The organism is Pseudomonas sp. COR18 (assembly GCF_048568395.1).
Taxonomy (GTDB): Bacteria; Pseudomonadota; Gammaproteobacteria; order Pseudomonadales; family Pseudomonadaceae; genus Aquipseudomonas; species Aquipseudomonas fuscovaginae_B.
In genome coordinates, this window is sequence record NZ_CP183808.1 from 1,828,423 (window position 1) to 1,843,996 (window position 15,574).

15 protein-coding genes and 2 pseudogenes are annotated in these 15,574 nt (G+C 65.8%); 12 read left to right on the forward strand and 5 right to left on the reverse strand.

Annotation, left to right across the window (positions count from 1 at the left end):
- The first annotated feature begins 3 nt into the window (after window positions 1-3).
- A complete protein-coding gene (locus ACM62G_RS08480) occupies window positions 4-180 on the forward strand; it encodes a hypothetical protein (RefSeq protein ID WP_192842657.1) in 177 nt (58 codons plus the stop codon).
- 1 nt (window position 181) lies between these two features.
- Here ACM62G_RS08480 and ACM62G_RS08485 read toward each other — a convergent pair whose 3' ends face one another.
- Together ACM62G_RS08485 and ACM62G_RS08490 are read right to left on the reverse strand one after the other, a co-directional pair.
- Window positions 182-1,369 carry a multidrug effflux MFS transporter gene (locus ACM62G_RS08485; RefSeq protein WP_419736996.1) on the reverse strand — a complete coding sequence of 396 codons (1,188 nt, stop codon included), beginning with the start codon at window positions 1,367-1,369 and terminating at the stop codon, window positions 182-184.
- 132 nt (window positions 1,370-1,501) lie between these two features.
- The gene (locus tag ACM62G_RS08490) at window positions 1,502-1,702 is read right to left on the reverse strand and encodes a heavy-metal-associated domain-containing protein (RefSeq protein ID WP_054056988.1); all 201 of its coding nucleotides are present in this window, start codon (window positions 1,700-1,702) and stop codon (window positions 1,502-1,504) included.
- Between the two features lie 146 nt (window positions 1,703-1,848).
- Here ACM62G_RS08490 and ACM62G_RS08495 point away from each other — a divergent pair, with 146 nt between their 5' ends.
- The 3 genes from ACM62G_RS08495 (at window position 1,849) to cueR (ending at window position 5,125) form a co-directional block, all read left to right on the forward strand.
- Window positions 1,849-2,235 (forward strand): hypothetical protein, encoded by a 387-nt coding sequence (locus ACM62G_RS08495; protein ID WP_017903813.1) that lies wholly within the window; start codon window positions 1,849-1,851, stop codon window positions 2,233-2,235.
- 84 nt (window positions 2,236-2,319) lie between these two features.
- Complete coding sequence (locus ACM62G_RS08500; protein ID WP_419736997.1) at window positions 2,320-4,707, forward strand: heavy metal translocating P-type ATPase; 2,388 nt, start codon at window positions 2,320-2,322, stop codon at window positions 4,705-4,707.
- A gap of 10 nt (window positions 4,708-4,717) precedes the next feature.
- Window positions 4,718-5,125: a Cu(I)-responsive transcriptional regulator gene (gene cueR, locus ACM62G_RS08505; protein ID WP_054060659.1), complete on the forward strand. Its 408-nt coding sequence runs from the start codon at window positions 4,718-4,720 to the stop codon at window positions 5,123-5,125.
- A 9-nt stretch (window positions 5,126-5,134) separates the two neighbouring features.
- Here cueR and ACM62G_RS08510 read toward each other — a convergent pair whose 3' ends face one another.
- Window positions 5,135-6,034 (reverse strand): PA4780 family RIO1-like protein kinase, encoded by a 900-nt coding sequence (locus tag ACM62G_RS08510; protein WP_054060658.1) that lies wholly within the window; start codon window positions 6,032-6,034, stop codon window positions 5,135-5,137.
- Between the two features lie 622 nt (window positions 6,035-6,656).
- On the opposite strand from ACM62G_RS08510, the pseudogene ACM62G_RS08515 reads away from it, so the two are divergent.
- A pseudogene (locus ACM62G_RS08515) lies at window positions 6,657-7,547 on the forward strand (cache domain-containing protein); the annotation flags it as partial.
- Between the two features lie 261 nt (window positions 7,548-7,808).
- A pseudogene (locus ACM62G_RS08520) lies at window positions 7,809-8,405 on the forward strand (methyl-accepting chemotaxis protein); the annotation flags it as partial.
- A 139-nt stretch (window positions 8,406-8,544) separates the two neighbouring features.
- Here ACM62G_RS08520 and ACM62G_RS08525 read toward each other — a convergent pair.
- Entirely contained in the window at window positions 8,545-9,336 is a 792-nt protein-coding gene (locus ACM62G_RS08525; protein ID WP_054060656.1) for an AraC family transcriptional regulator, read from the reverse strand.
- Window positions 9,337-9,444: 108 nt separating this feature from the next.
- The gene (locus ACM62G_RS08530; protein WP_054060655.1) at window positions 9,445-10,722 is read right to left on the reverse strand and encodes an acetyl-CoA C-acetyltransferase; all 1,278 of its coding nucleotides are present in this window, start codon (window positions 10,720-10,722) and stop codon (window positions 9,445-9,447) included.
- Window positions 10,723-10,842: 120 nt separating this feature from the next.
- Between ACM62G_RS08530 and ACM62G_RS08535 the strand changes: the two genes are divergently transcribed.
- From ACM62G_RS08535 to ACM62G_RS08560, 6 genes are all read left to right on the forward strand, one after another.
- Window positions 10,843-12,195 carry a 3-oxoacyl-ACP reductase gene (locus ACM62G_RS08535; protein ID WP_419736998.1) on the forward strand — a complete coding sequence of 451 codons (1,353 nt, stop codon included), beginning with the start codon at window positions 10,843-10,845 and terminating at the stop codon, window positions 12,193-12,195.
- 2 nt (window positions 12,196-12,197) lie between these two features.
- Window positions 12,198-13,052: a MaoC family dehydratase gene (locus ACM62G_RS08540; RefSeq protein WP_273822277.1), complete on the forward strand. Its 855-nt coding sequence runs from the start codon at window positions 12,198-12,200 to the stop codon at window positions 13,050-13,052.
- A 126-nt stretch (window positions 13,053-13,178) separates the two neighbouring features.
- A complete protein-coding gene (locus ACM62G_RS08545) occupies window positions 13,179-13,484 on the forward strand; it encodes a MazG-like family protein (protein WP_054060093.1) in 306 nt (101 codons plus the stop codon).
- A complete protein-coding gene (locus ACM62G_RS08550; protein WP_054060092.1) occupies window positions 13,481-14,230 on the forward strand; it encodes a methyltransferase domain-containing protein in 750 nt (249 codons plus the stop codon). The genes ACM62G_RS08545 and ACM62G_RS08550 overlap by 4 nt, the downstream gene beginning before the upstream one ends.
- Before the next feature lie 13 nt (window positions 14,231-14,243).
- The gene (locus ACM62G_RS08555; protein WP_419736999.1) at window positions 14,244-14,852 is read left to right on the forward strand and encodes a DUF4136 domain-containing protein; all 609 of its coding nucleotides are present in this window, start codon (window positions 14,244-14,246) and stop codon (window positions 14,850-14,852) included.
- Between the two features lie 29 nt (window positions 14,853-14,881).
- Window positions 14,882-15,445 carry a DUF4136 domain-containing protein gene (locus ACM62G_RS08560; protein WP_419737000.1) on the forward strand — a complete coding sequence of 188 codons (564 nt, stop codon included), beginning with the start codon at window positions 14,882-14,884 and terminating at the stop codon, window positions 15,443-15,445.
- Window positions 15,446-15,574 lie beyond the last annotated feature (129 nt).

Genomic DNA, 15,574 nt, shown 5'->3' on the forward strand with positions numbered 1-15,574 from the left:
GCCATGAAGATCCTTGTAAAAGAGTTAGCAAAAACCAACGGCAGCCAGTGGCAGGTCCGGCTCGACCAGCATGCGGTGACATTCCGCAGCGAAGCCGAAGCCCGCGCCTTCGTCACCACCCTGCAAGCCCGCCTGCAGGCTCCCCATACCTTTCCCGAACAACAGCGTGCCGTAGGCTGATTCAGCCGGCGACCACCCGCGCCTTCTCCAGGCGCCGCGTGACCATGGCGACCGTCACCGCCAGCACACCGCACAACGCGATCACCAGCGCCATCGGCGTCGCACTGCCATCGTGCAGCAACCCGACCAGGGACGCGGCACCGGCGGCGACGCTGAACTGCAGGCAGCCAAGCATCGCCGAGGCACTGCCGGCCCGTGCGCCCTGACCGCGCATGGCACAGGCAGCGGCGTTGGGGACGATGCAGCCAAGGCTGGCGATGCAGATGAACAGCGGGATCAGCAACGGCCAGAGCTGCGTGGGGTGCAAGGTGCTGATACCGAGCAGGACCAGCCCTGCCAGCACGTAGGCCCACACCGCACGGCTCAGCAGCAGCGCCGGCCCCAGCTTGCCCAGCAGGCGGGCATTGACCTGGGCCATCAGGATGAAGCCCGCGGCGTTGCTGCCGAACAACCAGCCGTAATGCTCGGCGGGCACGCCGTACAACTTGATGAAGACGAAAGGCGAACCGGCGATGTAGGCAAACATCCCGGCAATGGCGATGCCACCGGTCAGGGCGTGGCCGAAGAACACCCGGTCGGACAACAGGCGCCCATACTGGCGCAGCGCGCCCGACAACGGCTGGCGCGGCTGGCCGGCGGGCAGGCTCTCCGGCAGGCCGAGGGCCACGGCCAAGGCGGACAAGGCACTGAACAACGTCAGCACGATGAAGATCGACTGCCAGCCGTAGAGGTTGACCAGCACCCCACCGAGCATGGGCGCCAGGATCGGCGCCAGTCCGGTGACCAGCATCAGTTGCGAGAAGACCTTGGCCGAACCCACCGCGTCACACTGGTCGCTGACCACCGCCCGGGAAATCACCGAACCCGCACAGCCCCCCAGCGCCTGCAGGAACCGCGCGGCGATCAGCCACTCCAGGCTCGGCGCGAAGGCACAGGCCAGCGACGCCACGGTGAACAGGCCGACACCGACCAGCAACGGTCCACGCCGGCCAAAGCGATCCGCCAGCGGACCGTACACCAGTTGGCCGATGGACAGGCCGAAGAAGTACACCGCCAGCGTCAGCTGAATATGTTTTTCGTCGGTGCCAAAGGCGACGGCCATCGCCGGGAACCCCGGCAGGTAGAAATCGATGGCCAGGGGGGCGAAGGCACTCAGGGCCCCAAGAATCAGAATCGTACGTAGGTTCATCAGGCATCCGGTCAGCAGCTGTGCGCAGGGCCGCGTAGTCTAACCGTGCACGAATGCCTTGAACATTCCGATAGGTCGCTAACTAAATAAATACCCGACCAACGTACTCGGTCAGTCGGGCAGGCCCCGATTTCAACTGGCCAGCTTCGCCTGGTAGCCTTCCTCGACGATGACGCTGATGATCTCATCGGCCGACAGTCGGCTCTGCACCCCGACTTCCTTCGCCCCGAGGTCGACCCGCACACTGGCCGCCGGGTCCCGGGCCTGGACCGCTTCGGTGATCGCCTTGACGCAGTGACCGCAGGACATCCCTTGAACATTGAAGACTTGCATGACGCTTCTCCTGTATTGAGGTTGAAGACAGTTTCAGGCTTGCCACGATGGCAAGGTCAAGTTCCTGGACAATCTGCCGGGCTGGCATTTCGCTCGCCCCTGCGCCAAGCTTCGTCATCAACGATTCAACCGTAGGAGATTCAGCCATGCGCTGGTCAGCTTTCGGCCTGTTTGGCCTTCTCAGCCTGTTCGGGGCGTCGCCCTTTGCCAGCGCCGCCGGAGAAAACTATGGGGTGCTGATCATCTCCCGCGAACGCCTGGAGGTCTCGACCCCCTGTGAAATCGGCGTCTACCTGCAGGACCAGTTGTCGGCGCGGCTGTTCCAGGAGCAGGCCACCTCCTTCAACCTGCCGCCTGGCGATGTTTCGGTGCGCCTCAAATCCCTGCCGAGCCAGGCCCCGGGCTGCAACGCCAGCATGCTGGCGGCGCCCGAGCAGGTGATCAAGCTCAACGGCGGCGACGTGCGCAAGTTCGCCATTGTCGCCAGCCCCGCCGGCCTGCGCCTCAAGCAGGTGCCCCTGGGTTATCAATAGACCGCAGGCAACCTGAAATAGAGGCTTGACCTTGCCCACGTGGCAAGGTTGATCCTGTGGGCAACTTCTTCAGGAGTATCGCCCATGCCGGAATCCATCTCCTTTGACCTGCCGATCGCCGGCATGACCTGCGCCAGTTGCGCCGGCCGGGTCGAGCGGGCCCTGCGCAAAGTGGCAGGCACCAGTGCGGTCAGCGTCAACCTCGCCACCGAACAGGCCCGGGTCCAGGCCCCCGCCGACAGCCTGCCGGCGCTGCTGCAGGCAGTCGAGCAGGCCGGTTACCAGGTGCCCAGCCAGGAGCTGGAACTGGATATCGGCGGCATGACCTGCGCCTCCTGCGTCGGCCGGGTCGAACGGGCGCTGAACAAGGTTGCCGGGGTACGCAGTGCCAGCGTCAACCTGGCCAGTGAACGAGCCCACGTCCAACTGCTCGGGCAGCCAGACCCCGCCACGCTGATCGCCGCTGTCGAGGCCGCCGGTTACTCGGCAAGCCTGCACGAGGCCGACAGCCACGTCGCCCAGGCGCAGGAACAACGCCTGGGGCGTGAACGCTGGCACCTGCTGCTGGCTCTCGCCCTGGCCCTGCCGCTGGTGCTGCCGATGCTCGCCCAGCCCTTCGGGTACGACTGGATGCTGCCGGCCTGGCTGCAGTTCGCCCTGGCGACACCGGTGCAGTTCATCCTCGGCGCACGCTTCTACGTCGCGGCCTGGAAAGCGGTCAAGGCCGGTGCCGGCAACATGGACCTGCTGGTCGCCCTCGGCACCAGCGCCGGCTATGGTCTGAGCCTCTACCAGTGGGCCAACGCCCACCCGGGGCACATGCCCCACCTGTATTTCGAGGCTTCGGCGGTAGTGATCGCCCTGGTGTTGCTGGGCAAATACCTGGAAAGCCGCGCCAAGCGCCAGACCGCCAGTGCCATCCGCGCCCTGGAAGCCCTGCGTCCGGAACGGGCGACCCAGGTGATCGATGGCCGCGAGCAGGACGTCGCCATCAGCGCCCTGCGCCTGGGCGACCTGGTGCTGGTCAAGCCCGGCGAGCGCTTTCCGGTCGACGGTGAGGTGGTCGAGGGCCAGAGCCACGCCGACGAGGCTCTGATCAGCGGCGAAAGCCTGCCGGTGCCGAAACAGCCGGGAGACAGGATCACCGGCGGCGCCATCAACGGCGAAGGCCGCCTGCTGGTCAGGACCCTGGCGCTGGGTGCCGAAACCGTCCTGGCGCGGATCATCCGCCTGGTGGAAGACGCCCAGGCCGGCAAGGCACCGATCCAGAAGCTGGTGGACAAGGTCAGCCAGGTGTTCGTCCCCAGCGTCCTGCTGCTGGCCCTGGCGACCCTGGTCGGCTGGTGGCTGTACGGTGCGCCGTTGGAAACGGCGCTGATCAACGCGGTGGCGGTGCTGGTGATCGCCTGCCCCTGCGCCCTGGGCCTGGCGACGCCCACCGCGATCATGGCCGGCACCGGCGTCGCTGCGCGCCACGGCATCCTGATCAAGGACGCCGAAGCCCTGGAGCGGGCCCATGAGGTCAGCCGCGTGGTGTTCGACAAGACCGGCACCCTGACCTCCGGCACCCCGCGCATCGCCCACCTGTCGGCCGTCGACGCGGATCAAGCGCAGGCCCTGCAACTGGCCGGCGCCCTGCAACGCGGCAGCGAACACCCGCTGGCCAGGGCGGTGCTCGATGCCTGTGCCGAACGCGGCCTGGCGGTCGCGGATATCCGGGTCAGCCGCTCGCTGACCGGCCGCGGCATCGCCGGCGAACTGGACGGCCGCGCCCTGGCCCTGGGCAACCGCCGCCTGCTCGACGAAAGCGGGCTGCAGCCCGGCCCCCTGGAACACGCGGCGCAAGCCTGGGAGGCCGAGGGCCGGACCCTGTCCTGGCTGATCGAACAGAGTCCGCAACCCCGGGTGCTGGCACTGTTCGCCTTCGGTGACACGCTGAAGGCCGGCGCAGCGCAGGCGATCGCCCAACTGAGCGCACGGCAGATCAGCAGCCACCTGCTGACCGGCGACAACCGCGGCAGCGCCAACGTGGTGGCCGAGGCCCTGGGCATCGACGATGTGCACGCCGAAGTGTTGCCGGCCGACAAGGCCGCTACCGTCGGCGAACTGAAAAAGAGCGGCGTGGTGGCGATGGTCGGCGACGGCATCAACGACGCCCCGGCCCTGGCCGCCGCGGATATCGGCATCGCCATGGGCGGTGGCACCGACGTCGCCATGCAGGCCGCCGGCATTACCCTGATGCGCGGTGACCCGCGACTGGTACCGGCGGCGCTGGAAATCAGCCGCAAGACCTATGCGAAGATCCGGCAGAATCTGTTCTGGGCTTTCGTCTATAACCTGATCGGCATCCCGCTGGCCGCCTTTGGCCTGCTCAACCCGGTACTGGCGGGCGCGGCGATGGCCCTGTCCAGCGTCAGCGTGGTCAGCAACGCGTTGCTGCTCAAGACCTGGAAACCTACAGACCTCGATTGAAGGAGACGGCATGAACATCGGCCAAGCAGCCCGCCAGAGTGGCCTGAGCGCCAAGATGATTCGCTACTACGAGTCCATCGGCCTGCTCAGGGCCGCCAGCCGCACCGACAGCGGCTACCGTCTCTACGGTCCGGATGAACTGCACACCCTGGCGTTCATCAAGCGCTCGCGGGACCTGGGCTTCTCCCTGGAGGAAGTCGGCAAGCTGCTGACGCTCTGGCAGGACCGCCAGCGCGCCAGCGCCGACGTGAAGGCCCTGGCACGCCAGCATATCGACGAGTTGAACCGCAAGATCGACGAGTTGGTCGGTTTGCGCGACACCTTGCAGGAACTGGTGGAGCATTGCCATGGCGATCACCGCCCGGACTGCCCGATCCTCAAGGACCTGGCCTCGGGCAGTTGTTGCGCCAAGGCCTGAGCCTGCGTATCAGCGCTGCATCCAGGGGGGCGTCGGCTCTTCGGCATGGCGCCCGCGCGGGGCATCTTCTGCCGAGCGGATCGCCTGCCGGCGTTCCTCGTCGAAACGCGCCGCCTCGATCTCGCGCAGCACGCCACGGACATCCGCCCGTCCCTTCTCCTCGGCGAACCGGCCGGTCAGGACGCTCTCCGGATGCAGGGTGCCGGCCTTGTACAGGGCCCACATTTCCTTGGCATAACGGGTCTGCCTGAGCTCCGGGGCGAAGCGGCCGAAGTACGCGGCCATGTTGCCGACATCGCGTTCGAGCATGCTGAAGGCATGGTTGTTGCCCGCCGCATCCACCGCCTGGGGCAGGTCGATGATCACCGGACCATCCGGTGCCAGCAGCACATTGAACTCCGACAGGTCACCGTGCACCAGGCCGGCGCACAACATCCGCACGATCTGCGAGATCAGCAGGGCGTGATACTCGCGCGCCTGCTCCGGTTCCAGCACCACATCATTGAGACGCGGCGCGGCATCGCCGTGCTCGTCCGCCACCAGCTCCATCAACAGCACGCCATCGAGGAAGTCGAACGGCTTGGGCACCCGCACACCGGCACCGGCCAGGCGGAACAGCGCCGCCACTTCGGCGTTCTGCCAGGCATCCTCGGCTTCCTTGCGGCCGAACTTGGAACCCTTGGCCATAGCCCGGGCCTGGCGGCTGTTACGGACCTTGCGGCCTTCCTGATACTCGGCCGCCTGACGAAAACTTCGTTTGTTCGCCTCCTTGTAAACCTTGGCGCAACGCAGCTCTTTGCCGCAGCGCACCACGTAGACAGCTGCCTCTTTGCCACTCATGAGTGGGCGCAGCACCTCGTCGACCAGACCGTCCTCGATCAGCGGTTCAATGCGTTTTGGAGTCTTCATCAGCTTTTATTCTGGGTCCTTGTTACCAAATACGCGACCATCATTCGTGCACGACCATCCTCGCACAGCGTGCGAAAGATGCCGAACTCGAATGCCCTCCAATGCACTCAATGTGCCAGATTCCTGCGGCAATTCCAGCGGGCTACAGGATGATAGCCGACACCTGCCAGAGCATTCCCACTCCTGCATCCTCTCATCTCCGACCGTGACCGGAACACGAATACTCGGCAAAAACGCGAATATTCGCCAGATGGTCTAAATTTTTTTCCATCTGGGCCGAAGCGCTCAGAGAGAGTGGTGATTTTGTCGGACATTCGGCACGCCGCCTGCGAAACGGATCTTCATTGCCGCTCGACCTTCACAGCAGCCCTGTTCCGCGTGTCATCGTCGCCCGCGGGCCAAAAAGAACAAATCTGGAGCGCGGATGAACATCAAGCAGAAGTTGACCTGGGCGTTTGCAGTCGTCGCCTGTTTGCCGGTGGTGCTGGTTGCCACCCTGGTGGTATTGAATCTGCGCAGTGAGGCGCGCACCAACTTCGTCGATGGCAGCGGCCGGGAAATCCGCCAGGTCAACAATGCGATACAGGTGTTCTTCGATGGGGTCAGCCAGAACATCGATTACATGGCCAATCATCCGCTGCTCAGGAATGCCGATGGCAGCCTCAAGACCTACATGAGCGCCACCCCGCCCCAGGGGCCACTCGGCGAGCAGGACAAGCAGATATTCGACCTGTTCGAAGGCCTGGCCAAGACCCACCCGGCCTACTCCTACGTGTCCTATGGCGTCGGCACCGGCGGCTATGTCAGTTGGCCGGAAGACCTGAAGCTCAACAATTACGATCCACGCGCACGTCCCTGGTACAAGACCGCTCTGGCCAACCCCGGCAAGACCGTGCGCACCGCGGCCTACTACTGGGCACCCGACGACGCGGTGATGGTCGCGACCGTGCGTACCGTGGACAACAAGCTTGGCGCCCAGGGCGGCGTGGTCAGCGTCGACGTGACCCTCAAGCAGCTCACCGAAATCGTCAAGCAAATCAAGCTCGGTGACAGCGGCTACCTGATGCTGATGGAGAACAGCGGCAACCTGCTGGTCGACCCCAAGCAGCCGGAGCACAATTTCAAGAACCTCGACAGCCTCGGCGGCGGCTATGCCGAACTGGCCAAGGCCGGCAAGGGCCTGGTGGAAGTCGAGATCGATGGCGAACGCTACATGGCCAATGTCTGGCCATCGGAAAAGCTGGGCTGGACCTTCATCGGCATGGTCAAGCAGAGCGAAGTGATGAGCAGCGCCAACCAGTTGACCTGGCTGATCGGGATCATCGCCCTGGTGCTCGCGGTAGTCTTCGCCTTGGTCGGGGCCAGCTTCGCCAGCCTCATCGTGCGGCCGATCCGTGGGGTTTCCAGCGGCCTGGAGGGCATCGCCCAGGGCAATGGCGACCTGACCCAGAACCTGACGGTCCGTGGCAGCGACGAAACCGCGCAACTGGCCGGCTGGTTCAACCAGTTCCTGGGGGCGATTCGCGGGCTGATCCAGCATATCGGCCAGTCGGCGAACAAGATCCTCGATTCGTCGCACAGCTCGACCCGCGTCTCCAACGACATGGCCGACGCCGCCGGACGCCAGCGCGAAGCGGTGGACATGGTGTCCACGGCCTTCCACGAGATGGTCGCCACCGCCAACGAGGTCGCGCGCTCCTGCAGCCAGGCTGCGGAGTCCGCCGACAGCGGCCAGCGCCAGGCCCGCGAAGGCCAGCAGCAGATCGACGCGGCAGTGCACAGCGTCGACCAGTTGAGCCATGAAATCGAACAGTCGGCCCAGTCGATGCAGCAACTGGAGAATGACAGCAACAACATCCAGTCGATCCTCGGCACCATCCGTTCGATCGCCGAACAGACCAACCTGCTGGCGCTGAACGCCGCGATCGAGGCGGCCCGGGCCGGCGAGCAGGGCCGTGGCTTCGCCGTGGTGGCGGACGAAGTGCGGGCACTGGCCAAGCGTACCGCGGACTCCACCGCGGAAATCGACGGGCTGCTGGGCAACCTGGCCAAGCGCACCAGCCAGGTGGCGCAACAGATGCACGCCAGCCTCGAGGTTTCGCAAGAGTCGGTGACACGCATCGGCCTGGCCCGCAGCAGCTTCGGGCAGATCCGCGAATCGGTGGACGTGATCCGTGACATGAACACCCAGATCGCCACGGCGGCGGAGGAGCAGCATCAGGTGGCCGAAGACATCAACCGGCACATCAGCCAGATTCATGGCGATGCGCAACTGGTGGCGGAACTGGCGAACTCGGCGCGGCTGGACTCCCAGAGCCTGGCCGGGCTGTCCAATGAGCTGGACAGCCTGGTCAAGCGTTTCCGGACCTGATTCAGGCATCCGCTCAGGATTCCCGGCAAGGCTCAAGGGCTCTTTCGCGGGCAAGCCCTGCTCCTACAGGTTTGTGTCGTACACCAAACGGCTGCTGTAGGAGCCGGGCTTGCCCGCGAAGGGCTCCTCAAGATTCGTTTCAGTGGCGGAACAGTTCCCCCGGCGTATAGCCGAACAAGCCCTTGAACGCCGCGATGTACGCCGAGGTCGAGTCATACCCGCAGGACAGCGCCGCCCGCGTCACGCTGTCCCCCTCCTCCAGCGCACCGAGGGACGACAACAGCCGCATGCGCTGGCGCCAGCCACGGAAACTCAGCCCCGTCTCGCGCTGGAACAGGCGCATCAGGGTCTTCTCCGACATCCCCAGGCGTTGCGCCCACTGCCCCAGGCTCGCGCCCTGTTCCGGGCTTTCGATCAACTCATTGCACAGGCCGAGCAGGCGCGGATGGCGCGGCAATGGCAGGGAAAACCCCACTTCCGGCAGACTCGCCAACTGATCGAGCAACACCTGTACCAGACGCGACTCGGCGCTGCCCTCCTGGGGATAATCCACTGGCAGCAGGCAGAAACTCTTGATCAGCTCCCGCGCCAGCGGGGTCACCTCCAGCACCCGGCAACGCTCCGCCGCCCACCGGCAGTCCTCCCTGCGCACATACAGGCTGCGCATTTCCGCCTGCATCGAAGTCACCACCTCATGCTCCAGCCCGGCCGGGATCCATACCCCCCATTGTGGTGGTGCGAAGAAGCTGCCCTCGGCGGTGTGCACACCCAGGACGCCGCTGATGGCATAGGAAAACTGCACCCAGTCGTGACTGTGCCGTGAGGTCCAGGAACCGGCATCCAGGCTTTCCGCCCGGGCATACAGCGGACGTGGCAGGGCCGACAGCGCCGGGATCTGCCGCTCGGGCCCGCGTTGTCCGTTGTTCGACATGACTGAACCTTATAGCGCCTGGTGGCTGACGGATGCGACCTTAGGCCAGAGCCAGACACAAGACAATGCCCCCTCCACAGAAAGCAGGTAATGCCCACAAGTACTGCATCAGCGCTCGACGATCGCCGTCACGCCCTGGCCGCCGGCCGCACAGATGGAGATCAGACCGCGCCCCTGCCCCGCCCGGTCCAGCAGTTTCGCCAGGTTGGCGACGATTCGCCCACCCGTGGCCGCAAATGGATGTCCCGCCGCCAATGAGCTGCCCTTGACGTTGAGCCGGCTGCGGTCGATCGAGCCCAGCGGCGCGTCGAGCCCCAGCCGGTTCCTGCAGTATTCCGGATCTTCCCAGGCCTTCAGGGTGCACAGCACCTGGGCGGCGAACGCCTCATGAATCTCGTAGTAGTCGAAGTCCTGCAAGGTCAGGCCGTTACGCGCCAACAGCCGCGGCACCGCATAGACCGGCGCCATCAGCAGCCCCTCAGCTCCCTTGACGAAATCCACCGCCGCCGCTTCGCCGTCACGCAGGTAGGCCAGCACCGGCAGCCCGCGTTCGCGCGCCCAGTCCTCGCTGCCCAACAGCACCAGCGAGGCGCCATCGGTCAGCGGCGTGGAATTGCCCGCCGTCAGCGTTCCCCTGGCACTGCGCTCGAACACCGGTTTGAGCCCCGCGAGCTTTTCCAGGCTGAGGTCGGGGCGCAGGTTGTTGTCACGGTTCAGGCCGAGAAAGGGCGTGAGCAGGTCGTCATGCCAGCCTTCGGCGTAGGCGGCGGCCAGCTTGCGATGACTCTCCAGGGCCAACTGGTCCTGCTCGTCACGCGGGATACTCCAGGCCTGGGCCATCAACTCGCAGTGCTGCCCCATGGACAACCCGGTGCGCGGCTCACCATTGCGCGGCAGTTCAGGTTTCAGGTGCCCAGGGCGCAATTGCAGCAGGGTCCTGAGTTTCTCCCCGAGGCTCTTGCCCCGATTGATTTGCAACAAGATCTGTCGGAGACCTTCATTGACCCCGATCGGCGCATCGGAAGTGGTATCGACGCCACCGGCGATACCGCACTCGATCTGCCCCAGGGCAATCTTGTTCGCCACCAGCAACGCCGCCTCCAGCCCGGTGCCGCAGGCCTGCTGGATATCGTAGGCCGGGGTCTGCGGCGACAGCCGCGAGCCCAGCACGCACTCGCGGGTCAGGTTGAAATCCCGCGAATGCTTGAGCACGGCACCCGCCGCCACTTCCCCCAGGCGCAGGCCATGCAGGTTGAAACGTTCGATCAACCCTTCCAGCGCCGCCGTCAGCATCGCCTGGTTGCTCGCGCTGGCATAGGCACCATTGGAGCGGGCAAACGGAATGCGATTGCCCCCGATGATCGCAACACGGCGCAACGTATTCATAAAAAACTCCCTATTATTCGAATGACACTACCGCTAAAAGAGTAGGACCTTTCTTAGAAAACGAACCACCGCCACGCCTTCGCGGTCCACCTTTGAACCCCTGTCGCCGGAGAGCGTTCCATGTCTGACCGTTATATCGACTTCGCCAACTCGACGATCGGCCAGCGCCTGGTCGGCGCGCTTGGCCTGCCGGCACCGACGCGTCTGGAGCGCTGGCAGGCCGGCCGCCTGCGGCCGGTCGAGGGCGCCCTGCTGCTGGGCGGCGGGCCCCTGGCCGCGCAGATCGGCGGGTTCGCCCAGCGGCTGACCGATGCGGTCTACAGCTACGGCAGCGAAGTGCCTGGCTGCAGCGCCTGGATTCCCGGCCACGGGCCCCGCCTCAAGGCGCTGGTGTTCGACGCCGGCGCCATCGAACAGGTGGACCAGCTCAAGCAACTGCGCGAATTCTTCCAGCCGCTGCTGAGGAACCTCGAGTCGTGCGCCCATGTGCTGCTGCTCGGACGCGCCCCGCAGAGCCTGCGCGATCCCTTCGCCGCCAGCGCACAACGGGCCCTGGAGGGCTTCAGTCGCTCGCTGGCCAAGGAACTGCGCAACGGCGGCACCGTGCAGTTGCTGTATGTGGATGACGATGCCCAGGACCAGTTGGAAGGCGCCCTGCGCTTCTTCCTGTCCCCGAAAAGTGCCTATGTCAGCGGCCAGGTGCTGTACCTGAGCGCCTGCAGCCACCGGGTGCTGGACTGGAGCCGCCCGCTGGCCGGCCGCAAGGCGCTGGTCACCGGCGCGGCGCGGGGCATCGGTGCTGCCATCGCCGAGACCCTGGCCCGCGATGGCGGCGACCTCATCCTGCTCGACGTGCCCCAGGCCAGGAGCGATCTCGAAGCCCTTGCCGCCCGCCTCGGCGCGCGCAGCATCGCCCTCGATATCTGCGCCGAAGATGCCGCCACGCAATTGCTGGAGCAACTGCCGGACGGGCTCGACATCCTTGTCCACAACGCCGGCATCACCCGCGACAAGACCCTGGCGAACATGACCCCGGAGTTCTGGGACGCGGTACTGGCCGTCAACCTCGACGCCCCCCAGGTGTTGACCAGGGCGCTGCTCGACAGCGGTACCCTGCACGACCATGGCCGGGTGATCCTGCTGGCCTCCATCAGCGGGATCGCCGGCAACCGCGGCCAGACCAACTATGCCGCGAGCAAGGCCGGGCTGATCGGTCTGGCCCAAGCCTGGGCCCCGCTGCTGCGCGAGCGCGGCATCAGCATCAACGCGGTGGCTCCCGGCTTCATCGAAACGCAGATGACCGCGCACATCCCCTTCGCCCTGCGCGAAGCCGGGCGGCGCATGAGTTCCCTGGGCCAGGGCGGTCTGCCCCAGGATGTCGCCGAAGCCGTAGCCTGGCTGGCCCAGCCGGGCTCCGGCGCGGTCAGCGGCCAGGCCCTGCGGGTCTGTGGACAAAGCGTACTGGGGGCCTGAGCATGCTGGTGAACTGGCAATACCTGACCACTGCCCCCGGGCTGTCCGGCCTGTATCTCCGGGCAGCCCGCCGCCGCAAGATCACCGGCACGCAACTGCCAAGCGAGGGCCTGCGCTGCTGGGTCACCGTCGACACCAAGCGCCTGGCCGCCTACCGGCGGATCTGCGGGTTCGGCGACACCGGCCTGATGCCGGCGACCTATCCCCATGTGCTGGCCTTTCCCCTGCAATTGCAGTTGCTGACCGCGAAAAACTTTCCCTTTCCGCTGCTGGGCCTGGTGCACCTGAGCAACCGCATCCGCATCCTGCGCCCGCTCGGCGGGGTCACCAGCCTGCGGGTCGGGGTGCAGGTGCAGAATCTGCAACCGCACCCCAAGGGCGCGACCTTCGACCTGGTGACCCAGATCGACGACGCCCTCGGGCCACTGTGGGAGGCCGAAAGCCGCATGCTCTGCCGCGGCGTCGAATTGCCGGGCGAACCAACCGTCCCCCTGCAATCCGAACCGGCACCGATGCAGGAACTGACCCGCTGGCCGTGTCCGAGCGATATCGGCCGCCAATACGCCAAGGTTTCCGGTGACTACAACCCGATCCACCTGAGTGCCCTCAGCGCCCGGCTGTTCGGCTTTCCCAAGGCCATCGCCCATGGCCTGTGGAACAAGGCCCGTACCCTGGCGGCCCTGGGCAACCACCTGCCGGCGGCGAATATCGAGATCGCGGTGACGTTCAGGAAACCGGTGCACCTGCCCAACGAAATGGTGCTCTACGCCAGCGTTCCGGGCTCCAGTGGCGACCTGCGGCTGCTCGGCGCCGGCGAGCTGGAACACATGAGCGGTCATTGGCAGCCCATCGCCTGAGGCAAGCTGACAATTGGCTGAGGCCGATGAATATTTCATCCGCCTGGCACGTTCTCTTCATGGCCAGGCCCTTGCTTCCCGCTCCCATCCACCGGAAGCTAGTCGCCTGGAAGGAGAACACCACGCATGAACCTCGACGAACTGACCCAACGCCTGCACGGCATCCGCGATCGCAACGACTGGAAACCATTCCACAGCCCGAAGAACCTGGCGATGGCCGCCAGTGTCGAGATGGCCGAACTGGTGGAGATTTTCCAGTGGCTGACCGAGGATCAGTCACGCCAGCTGCCCGCGGAGAAGCTCGCCCATGCCGGGCAGGAAGTCGGGGACATCGTCCTCTATCTCCTGCTGCTGTGCAGCGAACTGGGGCTGGACATGAACGAAGTGGTGCGTGCCAAGCTGGCCGACAGCGAACGGCGGTTCGCCCAATGAGCGACCGTCATTTCGACCAGTTGGCCACCCGCTTCGCCGAGAAGATCTACGGCGGCGCCAAGGGCGCGATCCGCCTCGCGGTGCTGCAGGCCGACCTCGCCGAAAGCCTGCCGGACCGGCCGCTGCGGGTGCTGGATATCGGCGCCGGGCTCGGCCACATGTCGCTGTGGCTGGCCCAGCGCGGTCATCACGTTACCCTGGCCGAGCCCGCCGAGCCGATGCTCGAAGGTGCCCGCCAACGCTTCGCCGAGGCCGGGCAGCCGGCGATCTTCATCCAGGCGCCGTGGCAGGAACTGCTCGGCCAGCTCACCGAGCCCTACGACCTGGTGCTGTGCCACGCGGTGCTGGAATGGCTGGCCGAACCCCACGCGATCCTGCCGGTGCTGCACCAGTTGGCGAAACCCGGCGGCTGGTTGTCCCTGGCCTTCTACAACCGCGATGCGCTGATCTACCGCAACCTGCTCAAGGGCCATTTCCGCAAGATGCGCAAGAACGACATGGCCGGCGAGAAACAGAGCCTGACCCCCCAACAACCGCTTGATCCTCGGGAGCTGGCGGCGCAACTTGAAGGTCTGTGGAGCGTCGAGACCCAAAGCGGCGTGCGGGTGTTCCATGACTACATGCCGGTCGAGTTCCAGAATCGCGCCGAACTGGTCGACCTGCTGGAGATGGAACTGGCCCATCGTCGCCACCCCAGCTTTGCCGGGCTGGGGCGCTACCTGCACTGGATCTGCCGTCCGGTGTGATACGGAGGATGCAATGAATCGCCGTTTCGTGCTGTCAATGCTGTGCCTCGGGCTGGCAGCCTGTTCGAGCCCGAACCCGTACACCGCCAGTTCGATGCCGATCCCGCCAGCGCCACCCCAGGCCGCCAGGACTCTCGACCTGAGCGCCTACCCGGCGCCGGCCCGTGACTATGGCCGTTATCGGACCTGGGCCTGGCTCAACGATCGCCTGCCCGCCGGCACCACCTGGGCCGACTCCGCGCAGTTGGCCGAGATGGTCGGCAACGCCCTCGACGAACAGGGCCTGCGGCCCCGGCGTGACGGAGCGCTGGCGGACCTGCGGGTGAGCGCCGACGTGCACCTGGAAAAACGCCTGCGCCAGGTCCAGGAGGACTATGGCTACGCCGGGGCTTATGGCGGGGGGCCGTATGGCAACCGCTACGGCGTGTACAACAGCGTGCCGATCGTGCGCACCTATGAAGTCCAGGTGCTCGTGGCGCGAGTCAGTCTGTTCGACGCGGCGACCGGCCAACCGGTCTGGAGCGCCAGCGCCGAAACGGCCAACCAGGGCAATCAGCTCGAACGCGCGGATGCCCTGCGCGAAGCGGTGCACAAGGCCCTGGCCGCCTACCCGCCCAGCTAACCAACCTGCCAGGCTACCGGAGAAAAATCATGTTCCGCCGTCTCGCTTTAGTGGCTTTTGCCGTGCTGCTCAGCGCCTGCGAAACCACCCAGGTCAACCACGACTTCGACGCCAGCCGCGACTTCGCCGGCTACCGCAGTTGGAGCTGGAAAGAACCCGCGCTGCAATATCGACCGGATGATCCACGGATCAAGAGTGACCTGACCGAACAGCGCATCCGCCAGGCGGTCGCCGAGCAACTCGACCAGCGTGGCCTGCGTCCGGCGCCGGTCGGTGGCAAGGCCGACCTGAAGGTGCAGGCCTACCTGATCGTCGACAACCGCCAGCAACAGATCAGCACCAACTACGGCGGCGCCTGGGGCGGCCCATGGCGTGGCGGCGGCCTGTGGGCGGGCCCGGGCTATACCGAGGTACGCAACATCGACTACCAGGTCGCGACGATCCAGGTGGACCTCTTCGACGGCAAGGACGGCAAGCTGGTCTGGCGCGGCAGCGCCGAACAGGCGGTGGACAACACGCCAACGCCTGCCGAACGCAGCGCCGCCATCAACCGGACCGTGGCCCAGGTGATGGCCAACTATCCGCCCAGATAAACGGCCCTTTTCCCGCCAGGTTGTTGACCGTGGCGAACGGACCTCACCGTTCGCCGCAAACCTGGCGACTGGCCAGCGCTGTGCGCCGGCCTTGACTACACTGGCAGGCAATACAGGAAAGTAAGCGCT